Consider the following 20077-nt stretch of genomic DNA (forward strand, 5'->3'; position numbering starts at 1 on the left):
CCCGGCTCAGAATCGGCTCCCCGGCTCAGAAGCCGAGCTTGCGCAGCTGCTTCGGGTCCCGCTGCCAGTCCTTGGCCACCTTCACATGCAGGTCGAGGAAGACCGGGGTGCCGAGCAGCGCCTCGATGTGCTTGCGCGACCGCATGCCGACCTCCTTGAGGCGGGCGCCCTTGGGGCCGATGATGATGCCCTTCTGGCTGGGCCGCTCGATGTAGACGTTGGCGTGGATGTCGAGCAGCGGCTTGTTCTCCGGGCGGCCCTCGCGCGGCAGCATCTCCTCGACCACGACGGCGATGGAGTGCGGCAGCTCGTCCCGTACGCCCTCCAGCGCGGCCTCCCGGATCAGTTCCGCGACCATGACCTGCTCGGGCTCGTCGGTGAGGTCGCCCTCCGGGTAGAGCGGCGGGCTCTCGGGGAGCAGCGGGACGAGGAGGTCGGAGAGGAGCGACACCTGCTTGTCGCCCACCGCCGACACCGGGATGATCTCCGCCCACTCGATGCCCAGCTCCTGGCCGAGCCTGTCGACGGCGAGCAGCTGCTCGGCGAGCGCCTTCGACTCCACGAGGTCGGTCTTGGTGACGATCGCGACCTTCGGAGTCTTCTTGATCTTGGCCAGCTCGGCGGCGATGAACCGGTCGCCGGGGCCGAGCTTCTGGTCGGCGGGCAGGCAGAACCCGATCACGTCGACCTCGGCCCAGGTGGTCCGCACGACGTCGTTCAGCCGCTCGCCGAGCAGCGTGCGCGGCTTGTGCAGACCGGGCGTGTCCACGAGAACGAGCTGGGCGTCGGGCCGGTGCACGATCCCGCGCACGGTGTGCCGGGTGGTCTGCGGACGGCTGGAGGTGATCGCGACCTTCGTCCCCACCAGTGCGTTGGTCAGGGTCGACTTGCCCGCGTTGGGGCGGCCGACGAAGCACGCGAAGCCCGCGCGATGGGGGGCCTGGGTCGGGGATGAGGCGTTATCCATACCGGATATTCTCCCCGATCCCCCGACCGCCGCCGACCAGCGCGGCGGCGGGGCGGGCAGACCGCCGCCGCGCCACGCGCCCAGCCACTGTCCGTGCACCGGCGCACACGGTCGGCGGCGGCCCGTATCAGCCGGTCGCGCCCTGGGTACGCGCCCTGCGGCGGCGGACCCTGGCGGTGACGGACGTGCAGGCCGTTAGGGCCACGGACGCCAGGACCAGGACGGCGGCGGCGAGGATGAGCCAGTCGGTGCCGCGGCCCCGCGCCCAGTCCGTGATCAGCCCGGCCCAGAGGATCACCCCGGCCACCGCGAACCGCAGGGGCAGCAGCGACTCGACGCGCGCGGCGATCCGCCCCGAGCCGCGCTCGGCATCCACATAGCGCACGCCCTCCGGGAGCAGGACGAACATCCAGGCCAGCGTCCACCAGGCGAAGCCGTCGCCGAGCGCGAGGTCGACGAAGACGCCCACGGTCAGGATCGTGCCGCAGACGATGAGCCCCCAGCCCGCCACCAGCGGCCAGTTGCCCTTCGACTTGCCTTTCGACGGCGAACCCACGGCGCTCACCCGGCCGGTACGGTCAGCCGCGGCGTGCCGTCCGCGCCCGCGAGCACGACCGGCGTCGCGGGGCCGCCGAGGTCCCGTACGGCCGCGCGGTCCGCGTCGGACACGGCGTCGGCGGCGGTGACCACGGCCGCGGCCTCCAGCGACGTCGCGCCGCTGGCGACGGCCATCGCGACGGCGGTCTGGAGGGCGCTCAGCGCGAGCGATTCGAGGGCGACGGTCCCGGCCACGTACGTACGGCCCGTCTCGTCGCGCACGGCCGCACCCTCGGGCACCGCGTTGCGGGCGCGGGTGGCGCGGGCCAGCGTGATGAGCTTGAGGTCCTCGGGGTCCAAGGGCGCGTTGTCCGTCATACGGCGAGCATAATTGCGTACGTGCCGAGCCACGGCCCCCGGCCCCCGGCCGACGGGCCATCCGGGCAGGTCAGGCCCCCGGCTCCGCCTCCTGGACATGGAGCGTACGGACCGGCTCGACCAGCACCGTCACGATGCGGTTGCGGCGGCCCGCCGGGGACTCGGCCGTCAGCCGCAGGGCGCGCAGCCCCGGATCGGTGGCGTCCTCCGTGAGGTCCACCTCCGCCGCGGCTCCCGCGATCGGGACCCGGCCCAGCGACTTGGCCAGCAGCCCGCCGACCGTCTCCACGTCCTCGTCGTCCAGCTCCAGGCCGTAGAGCTCGCCGAGGTCGCCGATGTCGAGGCGGGCCGTCACCCGGTACCTGCCGTCGCCGAGGTCCTCGACCGGGGGCAGCTCGCGGTCGTACTCGTCCGTGATCTCGCCGACGATCTCCTCCAGGATGTCCTCGATCGTGACGATGCCCGCCGTGCCGCCGTACTCGTCGATGACGACGGCGCAGTGGTTGCGCTGCACCTGCATCTCGCGCAGCAGGTCGCCCGCGTTCTTGGTGTCGGGCACGAAGACCGCCGGCCGCATCGCCGTCGAGACCAGCTCCGACTCGGCGTCCCGGCTGATGTGCGTCTTGCGGGCGAGGTCCTTGAGGTAGACGATCCCCACGATGTCGTCCTCGTTCTCGCCGGTCACCGGGATGCGCGAGAACCCGCTGCGCAGCGCCAGCGTCAGCGCCTGGCGGATGGTCTTGCCGCGCTCGATGACGACGAGGTCGGTGCGCGGCACCATCACCTCGCGCACCAGCGTGTCGCCGAGCTCGAAGACGGAGTGCACCATGCGGCGCTCGTCGTCCTCGATGAGCGACTCCTTCTCCGCGAGGTCCACCATGGCCCGCAGTTCGGCCTCGGAGGCGAAGGGGCCCTTGCGGAACCCCTTGCCGGGGGTGAGCGCGTTGCCGAGGAGGATGAGGAGCTGCGGGATCGGCCCCATGACGCGGGCGAGCGGCAGCAGGACGTACGCGGCGGCGGTGGCGGTGTTCACCGGGTGCTGGCGGCCGATGGTGCGCGGGGAGACGCCGACGGCGACGTACGAGACGAGGACCATGACGGCCATGGCCAGGACGAGCGCCTCCCAGGTGCGGTCGAACTCGCCCAGGAACACGTACGTCACGAGCACCCCGGCCGCCATCTCGCAGGCGACGCGCACCAGCAGCGCCACATTGAGGTAGCGGGTGGGGTCGGCGGCGACGGCCATCAGCTTCGCGCTGCCGCGCCGCCCGGACCGTACCGCCTCCTCGGCGCGGAACCGCGTCGTGCGGGCGAGGCCGGCCTCCGCGCAGGCGGCGAGCCAGGCGACGACGACCAGCAGGACCGCGACGGCCAGCAGCTGAGCGGTCACGTGAACGTGGGGGCCGGGGAGGGCCCTTCGATGCCGCGCTCGCCGCGCCAGCCGTCGATGATCGCGGCCTGGAGACCGAACATCTCGGCCTTCTCCTCGGGCTCCTCGTGGTCGTAGCCGAGCAGGTGGAGGACGCCGTGGACGGTGAGGAGCTGGAGCTCCTCGTCCATGGAGTGCCCGGTCGGGGCCTCCTCGCCCTGCCGCTTGGCGACCTCCGGGCAGAGCACGATGTCGCCGAGCAGCCCCTGCGGCGGCTCCTCCTCGTCCTTGGCGGGCGGCCGCAGCTCGTCCATCGGGAAGGACATGACATCGGTGGGTCCGGGCAGGTCCATCCACTGGATGTGCAGCTGCTCCATGGCGTCGGCGTCGACGACGATGACCGAGAGCTCGGAGAGCGGGTGGATGCGCATCCGGGCCAGGGCGTAGCGGGCGACGTCCAGCACCGCCTGCTCGTCGATGTCCGTACCGGATTCGTTGTTGACGTCGATCGCCATGGTGCTCAGTTTTTACCTTCGTCGGGTGTCACAGGCCGTCGCGGGTGTTCGCAAGCCGTGCGGGTGTCACAGGCCGTTTCGGCTGTCGTACTGCTCGTACGCGTCGACGATACGGCCCACCAGCTTGTGGCGGACCACGTCGGTGCTGGTGAGGCGCGAGAAATGCACGTCCTCGACGCCGTCCAGGATCTCCTGGACCTGGCGCAGCCCGCTCTTCGTGCCGTTGGGCAGGTCGATCTGGGTGATGTCGCCCGTGATCACGATCTTGGAGTCGAAGCCGAGCCGGGTGAGGAACATCTTCATCTGCTCGGCGCTGGTGTTCTGCGCCTCGTCCAGGATGATGAACGCATCATTAAGGGTGCGTCCCCGCATGTATGCCAGCGGCGCCACCTCGATCGTCCCCGCCGCCATCAGGCGCGGGATCGAGTCCGGGTCGAGCATGTCGTGCAGCGCGTCGTAGAGCGGGCGCAGATACGGGTCGATCTTCTCGTAGAGCGTGCCGGGCAGGAAGCCGAGCCGCTCGCCCGCCTCGACGGCCGGGCGGGTCAGGATGATCCGGTTGACCTGCTTGGACTGGAGGGCCTGCACGGCCTTGGCCATGGCCAGGTAGGTCTTGCCGGTGCCGGCGGGGCCGATGCCGAAGACGACCGTGTGCTTGTCGATGGCGTCGACATAGCGCTTCTGGTTGAGCGTCTTGGGGCGGATCGTGCGGCCGCGGCTGGAGAGGATGTTCTGGGTGAGGACCTCGGCCGGGGTCTCCGCGGGCCCCTCCCCGTCGGCGCTCTCCTGGAGCATGGCGATCGACCGTTCCACTGCGTCCTCCGTCATCGGCTGTCCGGTGCGGAGCACCAGCATCATCTCGTCGAAGACGCGCTGTACGAGGGCGACTTCCTTGGGGTCCCCGGTAGCGCTCACTTCATTGCCCCGCACATGGATGTCCGTGGACGGGAACGCCTTCTCGATCACACGCAGGAGCGCGTCCCCGGAGCCCAGGACCGTGACCATGGGGTGCTTGGCCGGAACGGTGAAGTGGGCACGCGCCTGCGGTTGCGTAGGTGTCTGAGTCATGGGCCGGCTCTCTGGCCTGCTCATCCCTCTTTCTGTACTCGACAGCCTTGGGATACCAAGGGTACGACGGTGCACTGACAAGGCCGAGGTGTTTTATGCGCCGACCGCCGGGGCGCGGCGGCCGGCGCCGGGCCGGCCCCGCACCGCCTCGTTCACTGCCTGCGGAACCCGATGGTCGGCACCGCCCGCACCAGCGGCCAGGGCCGGGCCGCCGCCGGCAGTATCCCGTCCAGGAAGGCGTAGCGGCGCAGCGCCGCCGGGTCCTGGTCGTCGTACGACTTCACGTGCTGCCACCACGCGGCGATCTCCACCCACCCCGGCGCGGACAGCGACCCGCCGAATTCCTGAACGGACAGGGCGGCGGTCAGCCCCGCGAAGGCGAGCCGGTCCGCGAGCGGCCAGTCGGCGAGCGTCCCGGTGACGAAGCCCGCGACGAACACGTCCCCCGCCCCGGTCGGGTCGAGCGCCTCCACGGCGATGGCCGGAACCTCGGCGGTCTCGCCCGTACGGCCGTCCGCCGCGTACGCGCCCTCCGAGCCGAGCGTGACGACGGCCAGCGGCACCTTGTCGGCGAGCGCGCGGGCGGCGGCGCGCGGGCAGTCGGTGCGGGTGTAGCGCATGGCCTCCTCGGCGTTGGGGAGGAACGCCTCGCAGTGCTGGAGGTCGGCGAGGTCGTCCGGGTCCCAGCGGCCGGTGTCGTCCCAGCCGACGTCCGCGAAGATCCTGCTCCCCCGGCGGGCCGCGTGCGCCAGCCACTCCTCGCGCTTGCCGGGCTCCAGCAGGCTGACGCAGGCGCGGGCGGGCGGCGGGCAGACGGGCGCGGGCTCCTCCGGCGGCGGGGCCTCGTGGCCGTGGGAGACCATGGTCCGCTCGCCCTCGTACGCCATGGAGACGGTCACCGGCGAGTGCCAGCCCGGCACCGTGCGCGACTGCTCCAGGTCGATGCCCTCGCCGCGGGAGAGCGCGTCCCAGCAGTACTCGCCGTACATGTCGTCGCCGAACGCGGCGGCCAGCGACGTCCGCAGCCCGAGCCGGGCCAGGGCGGTCGCCATATTGGCGACGCCGCCGGGGCTGGAGCCCATGCCGCGCGCCCAGGACTCGGTGCCGCGCACGGGGGCGGAGTCCAGGCCGGTGAAGATGATGTCGAGGAAGACGGTGCCGGTGAGGTACACGTCGGTCGCGGGGTCGCGGTCGGAGCGGACCTCCGCCAGCGGGTCGAGCACCGGGTGGCACCCGGCCCGCGCGGCGGTACCGCCCGCCTCGTGGTGCCGCGCGCCGTTCGCCGGCCGGTCTCCGTCGCCAAATGTCACGGTGCGCTCCCCGACGCTCGCTGCGTCTCGTCGTCGCGTGCCGCCTGCCGCGCCTGCGGTGGCGCCGGCGGTCACGTCTGCGGTCCTGGTTGCCGTGTCGCTGCCTTGTCCGGTGTCCTACCCGCGCCCCCGGCGGCGCCCTCTTCCGCCGCCTTTCCTGTGGTCCTGCCCGTGACCTCGCCTGGTCGCCGCGGAGCGGGTTCGGACAGTGTGCCCGATGCTGCGGTACGTTCCGGGCATGAGGTTGACGATTCTGGGCGGCGGCGGTTTCCGCGTGCCGCTCGTACACCGGGCCTTGTTGGACGACGCGCGGCGCGACGCGCCCGGCCGCTGCACCGAACTGGTGCTGTACGACACGGACTCCGAGCGGCTGCGCGTCATCGAGTCCGTGCTGGCGGCGCAGTCCAAGGACGTGCCCGGCGCGCCCGTCGTGCGGCTCGCCGACACGCTCGACGACGCGCTGCGCGGCACGGACTTCATCTTCTCGGCGATCCGGGTGGGCGGCACCGCGGGCCGGGTGCGGGACGAGCGGATCCCGCTCTCCGAGGGCGTGTTGGGCCAGGAGACCGTGGGCGCGGGCGGTGTGCTGTACGGGCTGCGTACGATCCTGGTCGCCCTGGAGATCGCGGAACGGGCCGCGGCCGTGGCCCCCGACGCGTGGCTGATCAACTTCACCAACCCGGCGGGCATGGTCACCGAGGCCATGACGGCCGTGCTGGGCGAGCGGGTCATCGGCATCTGCGACTCGCCGGTCGGCCTGGTGCGGCGGGCGTCCCGCGCGCTCGGCGTGGACCCGGACGCGGTCAGCTACGACTATGTGGGCCTCAACCACCTCGGCTGGCTGCGGTCCCTGTGGTTCGAGGGCCGCGATCTGCTGCCGGGCCTGCTCGCCGACGCCGCCGCGCTGGGCGCGTTCGAGGAGGGCAAGCTCTTCGGGGCCGAGTGGCTCCAGGCGCTCGGCGCGCTGCCCAACGAGTATCTGCACTACTACTACTTCCGCCGCGAGACGCTGCGCTCGGTGACCGAATCGGTCAAGACCCGCGGCGAGTTCCTGGACGGGCAGCAGGGCGCGTTCTTCGCGGAGGCCGCGGACCGGCGGCCGGAGCAGGCGTACGAGCTGTGGGAGCGGACCCGGCTGCAGCGCGAGGAGACGTACATGTCCGAGAGCCGGGCGGCGAGCGGGGGGTGGGAGCGCGACTCCTGCGACCTCGACGGCGGCGGCTACGACCAGGTGGCGCTGGCGCTGATGCGGGCGATCTCGCGGAACGAGCACGCCCGTCTCATTCTCAATGTCCCCAACGGCACGACCGTTCCGCAGCTGGCGCCCGACGCGGTCATCGAGACGGTGTGCGAGGTGGGCGCGGACGGGGCGCGCCCGCTGCCGTGCGCGCCGCTGCGGGAGGACCAGCTCGGGCTGATGCTCCAGCTCAAGGCGGTGGAACGGGCGTCGATCGAGGCGGCGGTCTACAAGGACCGGGACGCGGCGCTGCGGGCCCTGGCGCTGCATCCGCTGGTCGACTCCCCGGCGGTGGCCGCCCGCATCCTGGAACGGGCGTCCACGACCTGAGCGGGGAGGGGCGGTCCGGGCGTCCACGACCTGAGCGGAGGAGGGGCGGTCCGGGCGGCCACGACCTGAGCGGGGAAGGGCGGTCCGGGCGTCCACGACCTGAGCGGGGAAGGGCCGCCCGGGTGGCCCCTCCCCCCTCTCCCGTCCGAGGTCAGTGCCCGCGGGCCAGCCACTCCGCCAGGTGCGGGGCCTCGGCGCCGACCGACGTCGTCTCGCCGTGCCCGGTGCGGACGACGGTCTCCGCGGGCAGCGTCAGCAGCCGCTCCCGGATCGACTCGACGATCGTCGGGAAGCTGGAGAAGGACCGGCCCGTGGCGCCCGGCCCGCCGTTGAACAGCGTGTCGCCGGTGAAGACGGTGCTCAGCGCGGGCGCGTACAGGCAGACCGCGCCGGGCGCGTGGCCGGGGGTGTGCAGCACGGTCAGCCCGACGCCCGCGACCGTCAGGGTCTGGCCGTCCGTGAGCCAGTCGTCCGGGGAGCGGTCCGGGTGGGTCTGCTGCCACAGCGGCAGGTCGTCGGCGTGCAGCAGGATCGGCGCGCCGGTGCGGTCCGCGAGGGCGGGGGCCGCGTCGATGTGGTCGTTGTGCGCGTGGGTGCAGACGATCGCGCGGAGCGTACGGTCGCCGAGCGCGTCGGCGATGGCGTCGGCGTCGTGGGCGGCGTCGATGACGATCGCCTCGTGGTCGTCGCCGATGATCCACACGTTGTTGTCGACGTCCCAGGTGCCGCCGTCGAGCGAGAACGTGCCGGAGGTGACGAGGTGGTCGACGCGGACGCGGGGGCCGGTCTCGGAGGTGGCCTCGGCGCGGGCCGTGGGGTCGGCGGCCATCAGAAGACCACCACCGAACGCAGCACGTCGCCCTGGTGCATCCGCTCGAACGCCTTCTCCACGTCGTCGATCCCGATCGTCTCCGTGACGAACGCGCCGAGGTCGAGCCGCCCCTGCTGGTGCAGGTCGACGAGGATCGGGAAGTCGCGGGAGGGCAGGCAGTCGCCGTACCAGGAGGACTTGAGCGCGCCGCCGCGCCCGAAGACGTCGAGCAGCGGCAGTTCCAGCTTCATCTCGGGCGTGGGGACGCCCACCAGGACGACGGTCCCCGCGAGGTCACGGGCGTAGAACGCCTGCTCGTACGTCTCGGGGCGGCCGACCGCGTCGATGACGACGTCCGCGCCGAAGCCGCCGGTCAGCTCGCGGATCGCGGCGACGGGGTCGGTGGACTTCGAGTTGACGGCGTGGGTGGCGCCCATCGACTTCGCGGTCTCCAGCTTCCGGTCGTCGATGTCGACGGCGATGATGCGGGCGGCCCCGGCGAGCCGGGCGCCGGCGATGGCGGCGTCCCCGACGCCGCCGCAGCCGATGACGGCGACGGAGTCGCCGCGGCCGACCGCGCCGGTGTTGATGGCGGCGCCGATGCCGGCCATGACGCCGCAGCCGAGCAGGCCGGCGACGGCCGGGGAGACGCTCGGGTCGACCTTGGTGCACTGCCCGGCGGCGACCAGGGTCTTCTCCGCGAACGCGCCGATGCCGAGCGCCGGGGACAGCTCGGTGCCGTCCTTGAGGGTCATCTTCTGCTTCGCGTTGTGGGTGTCGAAGCAGTACTGCGGGCGGCCCCGGCGGCAGGCGCGGCACTCGCCGCACACGGCGCGCCAGTTGAGGATGACGAAGTCGCCGGGGGCGAGGTCGCCGGAGCCCTCCCCCACGGACTCCACGACGCCGGCCGCCTCGTGTCCGAGGAGGAAGGGGAATTCGTCGTTGATGCCGCCCTGCTTGTAGTGCAGGTCGGTGTGGCACACGCCGCACGCCTGCACCCGCACCACGGCCTCGCCCGGCCCCGGGTCCGGTACCACGATCGTCTCCACCCGGACCGGTCGGTCCTTGCCGGGTGCGATGACTCCGCGTACTTCCTGCGCCATGATCGGCCAGCCCTTCTCTTCGGAAATCTGCCCATACCGTACGCGGGCCGGGCGGGTGCGCCCAGCCGCCTCGCACCGCCTGTACGGGCGCGGCGCCGCCCTCGTACCCCGTCCGGGCTCTCCGCGCGTAGACAACCCTTGACGGGCTCTTATCCACGCTTTAGTTTCACGCTGCACCTGTACGCACCCTCGTGTGCACCCTCAGCGCCTTCTGGAGACCCCGCGTGGCCCTCAACGCCTTCACTCGCTCATCTACGCGCGTCCGCGTCGCGGCCGCGGCCGTCGCCCTCGCCGCCGCCGGCGGCGGCCTGTTCGCGGCGGGCTCGGCCTCCGCCGACCACTCCGTGCCCCGCTCGGACAAGGAGATCCCGAACCTCACGAAGGTCACCGACAAGATCAAGGCGTACTACGGCGACACGGTGACGCCCTCCGGCGAGCACTACGCCTCCCCGTACAGCAGCTACGCCAAGCAGCTCGCGAGCATCGAGAAGAAGGCCGAGCGCCACCTGGACCGCGCGGCGGAGAAGGCGGCGCACGACAACAGCAAGCACGGGAGCCACGGGAAGCACAGCAAGCCCGCGATCGTGCTCGACCTCGACGACACCACGCTCCTCTCGTACAACTACGAGCTGGAGCAGGGCTTCCACTTCACGCCCGAGTCGCAGGACGAGTACCTGAAGAACAAGGACATGGCGGCCGTCTTCGGCATGCCGGAGCTGGTCAACCGGGCGCAGGCCAGGGGGATCACGGTGTTCTTCGTGACCGGCCGCGACGAGCACCAGCGCGAGTGGAGCGCCCGCAACCTCAAGAACGCCGGCTACCGGGCCGCCGCGGACCGCGCCCACCTCTACCTGCAGAACAAGAAGACGCCGCCGTCGTACCTGCCGTGCGGCTCCACGTGCACGACGGTCGAGTACAAGGCGGGCACCCGCAAGCACATCGAGTCCCAGGGCTACAAGATCGTCGCGAACTTCGGCGACCAGTACAGCGACCTGTCCGGCGGCTACGCGGAGAAGTCCGTCAAGCTCCCCAACCCGATGTACTACCTGCCCTGACCCTGACCGCGTTTGGGCAGCGGAACGCGCGTCAGGTCCCGGGCGACGGTGAGCTCGCCGTCGAACCCCGCCGCCCGGGCCTGGCGCTCGAACTCCGAGGGGTCCGCGTACCGCTGCGAGAAGTGCGTCAGCACCAGATGCCGTACGCCCGCGCCCGCCGCGACGCGCGCGGCCTGGGCCGCGGTCAGGTGCCCGTGCTCGACGGCGAGCCGCTCGTCCTCGTCGAGGAACGTCGACTCGATCACCAGCATGTCGCACCCCTCGGCGAGCTCGTACACGCCCTCGCACAGCCGGGTGTCCATCACGAAGGCGAACCGCTGGCCGCGCCGCACCTCGCTCACCTCGTCGAGCGAGACACCGCGCAGGCTCCCCTCCCGGTGCAGCCGGCCCACGTCCGGCCCCGTGATGCCGCGCTCCGCGAGCCGCTCGGGCAGCATCCGCCGCCCGTCGGGCTCGACGAGGCGGTAGCCGTAGGACTCGACGGGATGCGACAGCTTGCGCGCGACCAGCTCGTACGAGGAGGTCTCGGCGAGCGTCCCCCCGCTCCCCGATACGGGCTCCTGGACGAGCCGCACGGTCTCGCGGTAGGCGGTCGCGTACCGCAGCCGGTCGAAGAAGTGCTGACCGCTGCGGGGGTAGTGGGCGACGACGGGGTGCGGCACGCGGTCGAGGTTGATGCGCTGGATGACCCCGGCGAGCCCGAGGGAGTGGTCGCCGTGGAAGTGCGTGACGCACAGGCGGTTCAGATCGTGCGCCGCCACCCCGGCGCGCAGCATCTGCCGCTGCGTGCCCTCGCCGGGATCGAAGAGGATGCCCTCGCCGTCCCAGCGCAGCAGATAGCCGTTGTGGTTGCGGTGCCGGGTCGGCACCTGGCTGGCGGTGCCGAGGACGACGAGTTCACGTACGGACAAGGACCCGCTCCCGGCTATCCGGGGGGCCAGTTGAGGCCGCGCCCGCCGAGCACGTGGGCGTGCGCGTGGAAGACGGTCTGCCCCGCGCCGGCGCCGGTGTTGAAGATGATCCGGTACCCGGTCCCGTCGACCTTCTCCTCCCGCGCGATCTCCCCGGCCTCGCGCAGCACGTCGGCGGCGATGGCCGGTTCGGCGGCGGCGAGCGAGGCGGCGTCGGGGTAGTGCGCCTTGGGGATCACCAGGACGTGCGTGGGCGCCTGCGGGTTGATGTCCCGGAACGCCACGGTGCTCTCGCTCTCCCGCACGACGGTCGCCGGCACCTCCTTCGCCGCGATCTTGCAGAACAGGCAGTCGGCCTGCGCTTCTCCCGCCACCGGTGGGCTCCTCCCGAGTCGTGTGGACGCGCGCAGGTTCGCGCGTACGAACGGGATGCTACCGGCCGGGACCGACGGCCCGATGATCGGTGAGGCGGGACGGGCGTCACTTCCCGGGGAGGGTGGTGGAGCAGCTGTCGGAGGGCCAGGGCTGCGGGGACCAGCTGGGCTGACCGGGCTGACTCGACGGACCGGGCTGATCAGTCCGACCGGTCCGGCCGGGCTCGGGCGGGGTGGCGGAGGCGTCCCCGGCGCAGGAGCCGAGCACGGTGGAGGTGAAGACGGTGCGGCCGCCGACCTTGGCGGTGAGGTTGCCGCGGACGCAGGAGTCACCGCTGATGCCGGTCACACGCCCGTAGACGATGATCTTCTTCCCGTCCCGGGTCTGCCCCTGGCAGTCGACGCCGACGGCGGTCACCGGCGGCGGGGACCCCTCGCCCTTCTTCCCCGTCCCCTCGACCTGCCCGGAACAGGCGAGCCACTGCACGGTGACGTGGTTGCGCTCCAGCGCGCGGGTGGCGAGCTGATCGGTGGTGACGGAGACACTGATGGTGCTGAGCCCACCCGCGGTCGGCTCACACCCCACCAACGCCCCCACTCCAACCCCAACCACCCCCACCACCCCGATCCCCCACAACACCCTCCGACCCCGTAACCACCTGAATACCCCCATAGAGGACAGACTCCCACCACGGCGCCAGCGGTACCAGAGCTTCATCGGCCACTCCTGAAGGGGCGCGACCTCATACCCTTGGCGCGGGCGCCGCCCCTCAGGACCGGCCGTCCGGCTCCGCCTGACTGAAGACAACGGTCGGCTGTTGATCACTACAGAGGAAACTCATTGACCCTGGGATGCATTCCGAGGTCAAATCCTGGATCGCTGGACATGACAAACCGCGCTTGTCTTTAGTCATACAGGAACATACTCAAGCAGCGACGGCATCGCAGCGTGGTCACTCCCTTCCATCGTCACCACAACTCGCTTACCCGTAGAGTCACCAAGCCTGCAAATGAACTTTTCAAGTTGAGTGAACGCTTCAAAATCCACCACATCCGAAGGGTCGAACGTGAATTCGATCTCATCCACTTCAAAGAAATACGAAGTGAACCAAACGCTCCCCACCTGGACAGCGAGCGAAGCCGACTCTTCTGGTTCACCCTCCAAACGTTCGAATACCTCCCTGGCGGAGGGAAGCCCCCGGTCGGAGGCTTCGAGAAGCGTCCAAGAAAATGACACCTCCCACCCTGCAGACTCCAGCGAGTCGAAAACTCGCTGCCAGTCGCCAATTTCCGCATCGAGGATACAGACGTCGCGCAAGGAACCATCGAACACGAAGTCTTCAACGCGATACCGCAACCGACTGCCCATCTGCTCACCCGTCACAGAAAACCTTCAAACGTCATCTTGCCGTTGCGCCAGCTCCATCGAGCGCCCCAGCCACCCTTGACCCGAAAATCACGGGTGATCCCACCATAGTGGGATGAGGCCGACGTGTTGACCGACTCCACAACACTGGGGTCCGTCAAGATGTCATGGATCATTTCATTCGCGACCGCGGTACGCTCACTATTCGTGAGCTTACCAAAATTATATTTATCCACATGGGCCTGGCCGCGCTTGGCGATGTTCCCCGGACTCGGGTCGCCATGCTTCTGCAAAGCCCTTCCGGCGGGCGACAACTGCCCCTTCTTTATATCCGTTGCTTCCTTGTAAAGATCATCGACACTGAAATTGCAGGGCGAAAGCCCAAGCGGGTCCAGCGAAGAAAGAGGAGCGCGCACATACGTATAGTGATTGTCCGCAGGTTCGAGCCCCAAGGGGTCAGGACTGGCGTAGCGCGCTGTTTCAGGGTCGTAGTGACGGAAGTAGTTGTAGTTGAGGCCGGTTTCCGGGTCTGCGTATTGGCCGGGGTAGCGGAGTGGGCACGCTGCGGGAGCAGGGTCTGTCGGGGCGGGGAAACGCGTGCCCCAGAGGGTGGTGCGGTGCTGCCAGACTATTTCCCCGGCAGGGGTGATCAACTCCGTCGGGGTGCCGACCAGGTCGGTGACGACCGCGTGGAAGTGGGCGCCCTCGGACGGGTCCGATAGTTCCGCGTACTTCGTGATCAGCGACTCGCCCGCCGCACGGCTCGGCGGACGATGGTCCGTTTGGGTCACAGGACGGTGGGTGTCCGGGGCGTAGTCCCAGGTTGTCGCCCGCCCGGCGGGCGTCAGCTGCTCCGCCAAGCGCGAACCGTCCCAGGTGAAGGCCGTCTCCTCCGCCACCTCCCCCGTTTCCGTCAAGCGCTGCTTGGATATTCGGCGGCCCAAGGGGTCATAGGCATAGGCCCAGGTTTCGCCGGACGGGGTTGTCGCGCTCGTCAGGCGGTCTTCCGCGTTCCACCTGTACGTCCACGTCCGTATCCGGCCGTTGAGGAGTCTGCTGCGCTTTCGGGTCAGGCGGCCCTGCGCGTCGTGTTCGTAGGTTGTTCTGCCTGCCTTGCGGATCAGGGTGCCGTCGAAAACCCGCGCGCCCGGGTTCTCGTGTGCCGGGGCCTCAGCGCGTGTCAGGTTGCCGGCGCAATCATAGGCGTAACGCTCCGTCCAGCCATGGGCGTTCACCCCCGATACCCGCCCCATATGGTCCAGGTCGAAGCGACGGGTACCCGAGGTCAATTCGCGGATTTCGGTGAGGTTGCCGTCCGGGCGGTAGGCATAGGCGCGGTGTTGCAGCAAGCCGTCCGCTTGCGTGGCGCGGACTGACTGTGCGGTCAGGCGGTCGTTGTTGTCCCAGGTCTGCCGCAGAATCGACCCGCCCGCCAGAGAGCGTTCCGTTTCCCTCCCCGCAGCGTCGTACGCGAAAGTCAACGTCCCTGCTTCCGAACGCAGTTCGACCGGGCGTCCTTCCTCGTCGTACGTCCATTCCGACGACAAGCCGGTCGGCGTCACCCGACGCGTACGGCGGCCCAGCGCGTCGTAGGCGTACCTCGTCGTGCGGCCGTTCACCGATTCCGTCAGCACACGCCCCAGCGCGTCCCGCTCGATGACCAGTGCCGCGTCCGCGTTCGTCGCCCCCGTCAAAGCACCCGCGGCGTCATACGCGTACGTCGTGACCTCGTCATCGTCACCGTCGCGCTGCTCCACGATCCGGCCCAGCACATCCCGCGTGAACCGCAGCGCCTCCCCCGCACCGTTCGTCCGCGCGGCCAGACCGCCCGCCGCGTCATGCTCGTACGTCAGCGTCCGGCCGTCGAAGTCCGTCTCCGATGCCAGGCGGCCCGCCGGGTCGTACTCATAGCTCCAGGTCAGCCCCTGCGGGTTCGTGACCTCCGTCAGCCGCAGCTCCGTGTCGTACGCGAAGGCGTACACCGCGCCGTCCGGGTCCGTGCGCGTCGCCGGGACGTCGAAATGCGTGGGCGTCTGGCGCGTGATGTTCCCCGCCGCGTCCGTATAGGTGAGGAGGTTGCCCTCCCCGTCCCACTCCCAGGTCTCCCGCGCCCCGTCCGGCAGTTCCCGCAGGCGGGGTTTGCCCTCCGTCGTCCACTGCATCCGCGTCGTGTGCCCCAGGGGGTCGGTCGTCTCGACGACACGGCCGAAGGCGTCACGGCGGACGGTGGTCGTGCGGCCCAGGGCGTCGGTGACGGCCGCGGGGAGTCCTGCCGCGTCGACGGTCACGCGGCGGGTGTGACCGAGCGGGTCCGTGACCGCGATCAAGTGGCCTGCGGCGTCGTACGCGTAGTGCGTCTCCGCGCCCATGGGGTCGGCGGTGAGCGTGAGGTTCCCGCGCTCGTCGTACGTGTGCCGCCACACCGCGCCGCCCGGCTCGACGACCTCCACCGGCCGGCCGAGTCCGTTGTACGCGGCGCGTCCGGCCGAGCCGTCCGGCAGGACCACTTCGGTCAGGTTCCCGACATCGTCGTGGGCGTAGCGCGTCGTGCGGCCCAACGGGTCCGTCACGGCGGTGCGAAGGTCGCCCCGGTCGTTCCACTCGGTGCGGGTGACATGGCCCAGCGGGTCGGTCTCCGCGACCACCTGGCCGTCGGTGTTGTACCGGTATGCGGTACGACGGCCCAGCGAATCGGTGTACACCGTCGTGTGCGCCTCGTCGTCGTAGGCGAGCGAACCCGAGAGGACTCCGTCGCTCCCCTCCGTACGCACCACCCGGCCCCGGCCGTCGTAGACGTATGCGAACGACGTTCCGTTCCGGTCGGTCCAGGAGGTGACCCGCCCGGCCTCGTCGTACGTGAACCGCAACGGCTTGCCGCTGGAGTTGACGACCTCGGCCAGATTGCCCGCGGCGTCATAGCCGTAGCGCACCACCGCCGTGCCGCCGCTGCCGACGCCGCGCGGCCCCCGCTCGTAGCGCGACGGCGCCTCCTCCAGCAGCCGCAGCGCGGTGATCCGCGGCCCCTGCGTATCGACGGCCAGGTAGTAGCCGCCGCTGTGGCGGATCCCGGTCGGAACGCCCTCGGCCGTGCGCTCCACGTCCATACGCGCGCCATTGCGGTCACGCCGGCTCTCCAACGGCAGTTCCACCGTGCCCGGTTCGGCGGTCGGCCGGGAATGGCCGAAGGTGCGGACGACCCCCGTACCGGGATCCGTGATGGTCACGGTCCCGTCCGGCCGCCCGTCCCACTCCAGCGGCCAGCGCGCGCCCTTCACCGGCAGCACCGGTTCCCGGGGCCGCGGCACCGGATATACCAGTCGCATTCCGTCTGCGGCGGCGAATACCACGCCCTGCGCGTCGAGCTGAATACGCTCGTCCAGCGTCGAGGCCCACGCCGGACCGAAACACACCCCCGCCCGATACGACGACAGGTGCGTCCGCTCGAAAACCAGCGGCAAGTCGGCGGGCAATTCGAGATCGGTCTGCATCATCAGCATGTCGCCCGACGCGACATCGATGGGCTCCCCGACACACGGCATGTCCTTGCCCCGGCGGCACGCCTGCCCGAGCTTGATCACATTCCGGCGCAGCAGTTCGACGCCCTTGCCGATCGGCTGCGGCAAGCGGAACAGCTCTCCGTTGAGCGGCATTCTGGAGAGGCCCGCCGCGCCGCCGCCGAAAACGCCGCCGTAGAGCATTCCGCTGTTCGCCGCGTCGTTGATCTCCGCCAGGCTGATACCGCTCTGATCGCCTCGGAGTATCTTGACCGGCTGCGCGACGGCCAGATCGAGCGCGACCGTCTCCACGCCGCCGATGGCCGCGCCCGCCAGGGCGTTCGCGGCGATCTCCTCCGCGGCCGTCACGAGAGCCAGTTCGAGTTCGCTGCCGAGCCCGAGAATCCCCTCTACGGCCAGCGCCGCGGGGATGTCCGACAGCCCCGCGGTGAACCACGTCGCCGCGGCCCCCGCCACGATGACCGCGGCGCTGGCCTCGATCGACGTCCACAACTTGTGCCGGGCGTCATCGATCCGACGGGCGAGCTCGTCCAGGCCGTCGGCCATATCGCGGGACGCCTTGGCGAGGTCGTGCAGCCACCCCGCGCCGCCGTCCTTGGCATAGCGCGACCAGAAGACCTCGAAGGCGTCGATCGCCTCGCCCTTGTTGTTGTGGATGAGGGAAGACGCCGCGTGGTGCACCGGCGTATGCACATCGTCGACACGACCGGCGAAGGTCCGCCACGCCTTGGCCGCCTCCCGCAGTTTCCCCGGATCCCCGTCCGGCCAGTGCAGACCCAGGTGTTCGAGAATCCCCTTGGCCTTCTCCGCGGCGCTCACTCGCCGCCCTTGCCCGGCCCGGCTGCCTTCGTCCTGGTGAAGATGCCCGCGATCGCCTCGTCATTGTCGACGTGGCCGTCCGCCATATCGCTCAGCGCCTCATGGACGCTGACGAGCCCCAGCACCAGAATGCCCGCCGAGCTCTCCATCGAGCGGGCGTTGGCGAGGTATTCCGTCCCGAATTTCTTCGCGTCCTCACCCCACGGCTCCCCCAGCCCGTCCAAGGTGTTGATCAGTTCGGACAGCGCGGAACTCAGCTCCTTGCCCTGCCGCTTGAAGACCGGCGCCGCCGACTTCACGTCCGCCGTCTTGATGTCCAGAACCTTGCCGCTGTCGTGCCCGTCACCCACCGCACGCCTCCCCCGCCGCCTGCCCCCGAGCAAAGACTCACCCTAGGAAGCGGGAGACCACGGCTCGGCCAAAGCACCGCAATGCCCGAGCAAAGGAACGGCTCAGCAAACGAGCCGTCAGCCCCAGCGGCCCGTCCGGCCCAGCAGCAGGGCCGTCGCCGCCGTGCCGGCCGTGGAGGTGCGGAGCACGCTCGGGCCCAGGCGGTACGGTTTCGCGCCCGCTTCGGCGAAAGCGGCCAGTTCGTCCGGGGAGACGCCGCCTTCGGGGCCGACGATCAGGATGATGTCGCCGGTCCGCGGGAGCGGGGTGATGGCCAGGGGGGTGCTGCCCTCCTCATGGAGGACCGCGGTGAAGGGGGCGTCCGCGAGGAGGGCCGCCACCTGACGTGTCGTCATGAGGTCGGACACCTGCGGGAACCGCAGGCGGCGCGACTGCTTGCCCGCCTCGCGGGCCGTGGCGCGCCACTTGCCCAGGGCCTTGAGGCCGCGGTCGCCCTTCCACTGCGTGACGCAGCGCGACGCCGCCCACGGGACGATGGCGTCCACGCCCGTCTCCGTCATCGTCTCCACCGCCAGTTCCCCGCGGTCGCCCTTGGGGAGGGCCTGGACGACGGTGATACGGGGCTGCGCGGGCGGTTCCGTACGGACCTCCGTCACGGACACCTCCAGGCGGTCCTTGCCCTCCACGGCCGCCACCGTGCCGTACGCGCCCACGCCCTCGCCATCCGTAAGGGTGACCTCCTCACCCGCCCGCAGGCGGCGGACCGAGACCGCGTGCCGCCCCTCAGGGCCCGTGAGCGCGACCACGGAGCCCGCCTCCGTACCCGCCAGCGAGTCCGCCAGGAACACCGGCGCCGTCATACGACCTCTCCCTGCGAACGGTGTGCCGCCCGTACCCCGTGCCCCGACCCGTGCGACGCGTGCCGCCCGCTCGAACCGCCCGCCCCGGCCACCGACCCCTCCGCCAACGCCCCCCGCGCCGACTCCAGTTCGGCCACCAGCACCTCCACCAGCTGGCCCGCCGGCAGTTCCCGCGCCAGGCGGTGGCCCTGGCCCGCCCACAGGGCCATGCCCTGCGGGTCGCCCGCCTTCGCCGCGGCCTTGCGCAGGCCCGAGGTGAGGAAGTGGAGCTGCGGGTAGGCCGCCGGCGCGTACGGGCCGTGTTCGCGCATGAAGCGGTTGACCAGGCCGCGGGCCGGGCGGCCCGAGAAGGCGCGGGTGAGCTCGGTGCGTACGAACACGGGGTCGGTCAGCGCCCGCTTGTGGAGCGTGTGCGCGCCGGACTCCGGACAGACCATGAAGGCCGTCCCGAGCTGGGCCGCGACCGCGCCCGCGGCCAGCACCGAGGCGATCTGGGCGCCGCGCATCAGGCCGCCCGCCGCGATCACCGGTATCTGCACGGTCTCCTGGACCTGGGTGATCAGCGCGAGGAGCCCGAACCCCGCGCCCGTACCGTCGGCGTGCGGGTCGTCGCGGTGGGTGCTCTGGTGGCCGCCGGCCTCGATGCCCTGGACGCAGACGGCGTCGGCCCCCGACCACTGCGCGGCCTGCGCCTCGGCGGCCGAGGTCGCGGTGACGACCGTCGCCGTACCGACCCTGGCGAAGGTCTCGAAGACCGCGCGCGAGGGGCAGCCGAACGTGAAGGAGACGGCCGGCACCGGGTCGTCGGCGAGGATCGCGAGCTTGGCGTCGTACGCGTCGTCCGTGCCGCAGTCCGTGTCGCCGAGCGGCGTCTCGTACCACGCGGCCTCGCCCGCCAGCTGCTCGCGGTAGACCTCGACCGCCGCCGGGTCCGCCACGGAGGGCTGCGGCATGAAGAGGTTCACGCCGAAGGGCCGGTCGGTCAGACTGCGGATCTGCTTGATCTCCTCGTACATCGCTTCCGGCGTCTTGTAGCCGGCGGCGAGGAAGCCGAGCCCGCCCGCTTCGCTCACGGCGGCGGCCAGCGCGGGAGTGGAAGCGCCGCCCGCCATGGGGGCCTGCACGATCGGGTATCGGTAAAGATCGGTCAGAGCACAGGGCATGACCACATAGTGTCACGCCCTCCACGATGATTCGTCAT

19 protein-coding genes are annotated in these 20077 nt (G+C 70.8%); 2 read left to right on the plus strand and 17 right to left on the minus strand.

Going from position 1 to position 20077, the window contains the following annotated elements; all coding sequences use genetic code 11:
- Positions 1–25: 25 nt before the first annotated feature.
- The 7 genes from era to AB0I49_RS28180 form a co-directional block, all read right to left on the minus strand.
- Entirely contained in the window at positions 26–967 is a 942-nt protein-coding gene (gene era / locus AB0I49_RS28150) for a GTPase Era (RefSeq protein WP_363229916.1), read from the minus strand.
- Between the two features lie 127 nt (positions 968–1094).
- Positions 1095–1523 carry a hypothetical protein gene (locus tag AB0I49_RS28155; RefSeq protein ID WP_363229917.1) on the minus strand — a complete coding sequence of 143 codons (429 nt, stop codon included), beginning with the start codon at positions 1521–1523 and terminating at the stop codon, positions 1095–1097.
- Between the two features lie 5 nt (positions 1524–1528).
- Entirely contained in the window at positions 1529–1882 is a 354-nt protein-coding gene (locus AB0I49_RS28160; RefSeq protein WP_363229918.1) for a cytidine deaminase, read from the minus strand.
- A 70-nt stretch (positions 1883–1952) separates the two neighbouring features.
- Positions 1953–3272, minus strand: coding sequence for a hemolysin family protein (locus tag AB0I49_RS28165; RefSeq protein WP_363229919.1), 1320 nt, complete (start codon positions 3270–3272; stop codon positions 1953–1955).
- The gene (gene ybeY / locus AB0I49_RS28170) at positions 3269–3766 is read right to left on the minus strand and encodes an rRNA maturation RNase YbeY (protein ID WP_363229920.1); all 498 of its coding nucleotides are present in this window, start codon (positions 3764–3766) and stop codon (positions 3269–3271) included. Before ybeY ends, AB0I49_RS28165 begins: the two co-directional genes overlap by 4 nt.
- A gap of 66 nt (positions 3767–3832) precedes the next feature.
- On the minus strand, positions 3833–4834 hold the full coding sequence (locus AB0I49_RS28175) for a PhoH family protein (RefSeq protein ID WP_363229921.1): 1002 nt from the start codon (positions 4832–4834) through the stop codon (positions 3833–3835).
- 152 nt (positions 4835–4986) lie between these two features.
- On the minus strand, positions 4987–6057 hold the full coding sequence (locus tag AB0I49_RS28180; protein WP_363229989.1) for a PfkB family carbohydrate kinase: 1071 nt from the start codon (positions 6055–6057) through the stop codon (positions 4987–4989).
- A gap of 325 nt (positions 6058–6382) precedes the next feature.
- Here AB0I49_RS28180 and AB0I49_RS28185 point away from each other — a divergent pair, with 325 nt between their 5' ends.
- The gene (locus tag AB0I49_RS28185) at positions 6383–7711 is read left to right on the plus strand and encodes a 6-phospho-beta-glucosidase (protein ID WP_363229922.1); all 1329 of its coding nucleotides are present in this window, start codon (positions 6383–6385) and stop codon (positions 7709–7711) included.
- 151 nt (positions 7712–7862) lie between these two features.
- Here the strand turns inward: AB0I49_RS28185 and AB0I49_RS28190 are convergent, their stop codons facing one another.
- The gene (locus tag AB0I49_RS28190) at positions 7863–8540 is read right to left on the minus strand and encodes an MBL fold metallo-hydrolase (RefSeq protein ID WP_363229924.1); all 678 of its coding nucleotides are present in this window, start codon (positions 8538–8540) and stop codon (positions 7863–7865) included.
- Positions 8540–9625 (minus strand): S-(hydroxymethyl)mycothiol dehydrogenase, encoded by a 1086-nt coding sequence (locus tag AB0I49_RS28195; RefSeq protein ID WP_363229925.1) that lies wholly within the window; start codon positions 9623–9625, stop codon positions 8540–8542. The genes AB0I49_RS28190 and AB0I49_RS28195 overlap by 1 nt, the downstream gene beginning before the upstream one ends.
- A 308-nt stretch (positions 9626–9933) precedes the next feature.
- Here AB0I49_RS28195 and AB0I49_RS28200 point away from each other — a divergent pair, with 308 nt between their 5' ends.
- The gene (locus AB0I49_RS28200) at positions 9934–10680 is read left to right on the plus strand and encodes an HAD family acid phosphatase (protein WP_363229990.1); all 747 of its coding nucleotides are present in this window, start codon (positions 9934–9936) and stop codon (positions 10678–10680) included.
- Here the strand turns inward: AB0I49_RS28200 and AB0I49_RS28205 are convergent.
- The 8 genes from AB0I49_RS28205 to AB0I49_RS28240 all read right to left on the minus strand — a co-directional run bounded on the left by AB0I49_RS28205 (position 10668) and on the right by AB0I49_RS28240 (position 20039).
- Positions 10668–11591, minus strand: coding sequence for a ribonuclease Z (locus tag AB0I49_RS28205; protein WP_363229926.1), 924 nt, complete (start codon positions 11589–11591; stop codon positions 10668–10670). The two genes, AB0I49_RS28200 and AB0I49_RS28205, sit on opposite strands and share 13 nt — an antisense overlap.
- 14 nt (positions 11592–11605) lie before the next feature.
- Positions 11606–11965 (minus strand): histidine triad nucleotide-binding protein, encoded by a 360-nt coding sequence (locus AB0I49_RS28210; RefSeq protein WP_363229927.1) that lies wholly within the window; start codon positions 11963–11965, stop codon positions 11606–11608.
- Between the two features lie 106 nt (positions 11966–12071).
- A complete protein-coding gene (locus tag AB0I49_RS28215; protein WP_363229928.1) occupies positions 12072–12554 on the minus strand; it encodes a hypothetical protein in 483 nt (160 codons plus the stop codon).
- A gap of 321 nt (positions 12555–12875) precedes the next feature.
- Positions 12876–13349, minus strand: a complete 474-nt coding sequence (locus AB0I49_RS28220; protein ID WP_363229929.1) for a hypothetical protein — start codon at positions 13347–13349, stop codon at positions 12876–12878.
- Complete coding sequence (locus AB0I49_RS28225; protein ID WP_363229930.1) at positions 13346–17665, minus strand: DUF6531 domain-containing protein; 4320 nt, start codon at positions 17663–17665, stop codon at positions 13346–13348. The genes AB0I49_RS28220 and AB0I49_RS28225 overlap by 4 nt, the downstream gene beginning before the upstream one ends.
- Positions 17662–18015 (minus strand): hypothetical protein, encoded by a 354-nt coding sequence (locus tag AB0I49_RS28230; RefSeq protein WP_363229931.1) that lies wholly within the window; start codon positions 18013–18015, stop codon positions 17662–17664. Before AB0I49_RS28230 ends, AB0I49_RS28225 begins: the two co-directional genes overlap by 4 nt.
- 117 nt (positions 18016–18132) lie before the next feature.
- Positions 18133–18876 carry a 16S rRNA (uracil(1498)-N(3))-methyltransferase gene (locus AB0I49_RS28235; protein WP_363229932.1) on the minus strand — a complete coding sequence of 248 codons (744 nt, stop codon included), beginning with the start codon at positions 18874–18876 and terminating at the stop codon, positions 18133–18135.
- Entirely contained in the window at positions 18873–20039 is a 1167-nt protein-coding gene (locus AB0I49_RS28240) for a nitronate monooxygenase (RefSeq protein ID WP_363229933.1), read from the minus strand. Before AB0I49_RS28240 ends, AB0I49_RS28235 begins: the two co-directional genes overlap by 4 nt.
- Positions 20040–20077 lie beyond the last annotated feature (38 nt).

Origin of the sequence: Streptomyces sp. NPDC050617, assembly GCF_040654795.1 — a bacterium.
Taxonomy (GTDB): domain Bacteria; phylum Actinomycetota; class Actinomycetes; order Streptomycetales; family Streptomycetaceae; genus Streptomyces.

Coding starts and splice junctions, on each gene's coding strand:
- era (WP_363229916.1), bottom strand. CDS start 967: ATGGATAACGCCTCATCCCCGACCCAGGCCCCCCATCGCGCGGGCTTC.
- AB0I49_RS28160 (WP_363229918.1), bottom strand. CDS start 1,882: ATGACGGACAACGCGCCCTTGGACCCCGAGGACCTCAAGCTCATCACG.
- ybeY (WP_363229920.1), bottom strand. CDS start 3,766: ATGGCGATCGACGTCAACAACGAATCCGGTACGGACATCGACGAGCAG.
- AB0I49_RS28175 (WP_363229921.1), bottom strand. CDS start 4,834: ATGACTCAGACACCTACGCAACCGCAGGCGCGTGCCCACTTCACCGTT.
- AB0I49_RS28185 (WP_363229922.1), top strand. CDS start 6,383: ATGAGGTTGACGATTCTGGGCGGCGGCGGTTTCCGCGTGCCGCTCGTA.
- AB0I49_RS28190 (WP_363229924.1), bottom strand. CDS start 8,540: ATGGCCGCCGACCCCACGGCCCGCGCCGAGGCCACCTCCGAGACCGGC.
- AB0I49_RS28195 (WP_363229925.1), bottom strand. CDS start 9,625: ATGGCGCAGGAAGTACGCGGAGTCATCGCACCCGGCAAGGACCGACCG.
- AB0I49_RS28235 (WP_363229932.1), bottom strand. CDS start 18,876: ATGACGGCGCCGGTGTTCCTGGCGGACTCGCTGGCGGGTACGGAGGCG.
- AB0I49_RS28240 (WP_363229933.1), bottom strand. CDS start 20,039: ATGCCCTGTGCTCTGACCGATCTTTACCGATACCCGATCGTGCAGGCC.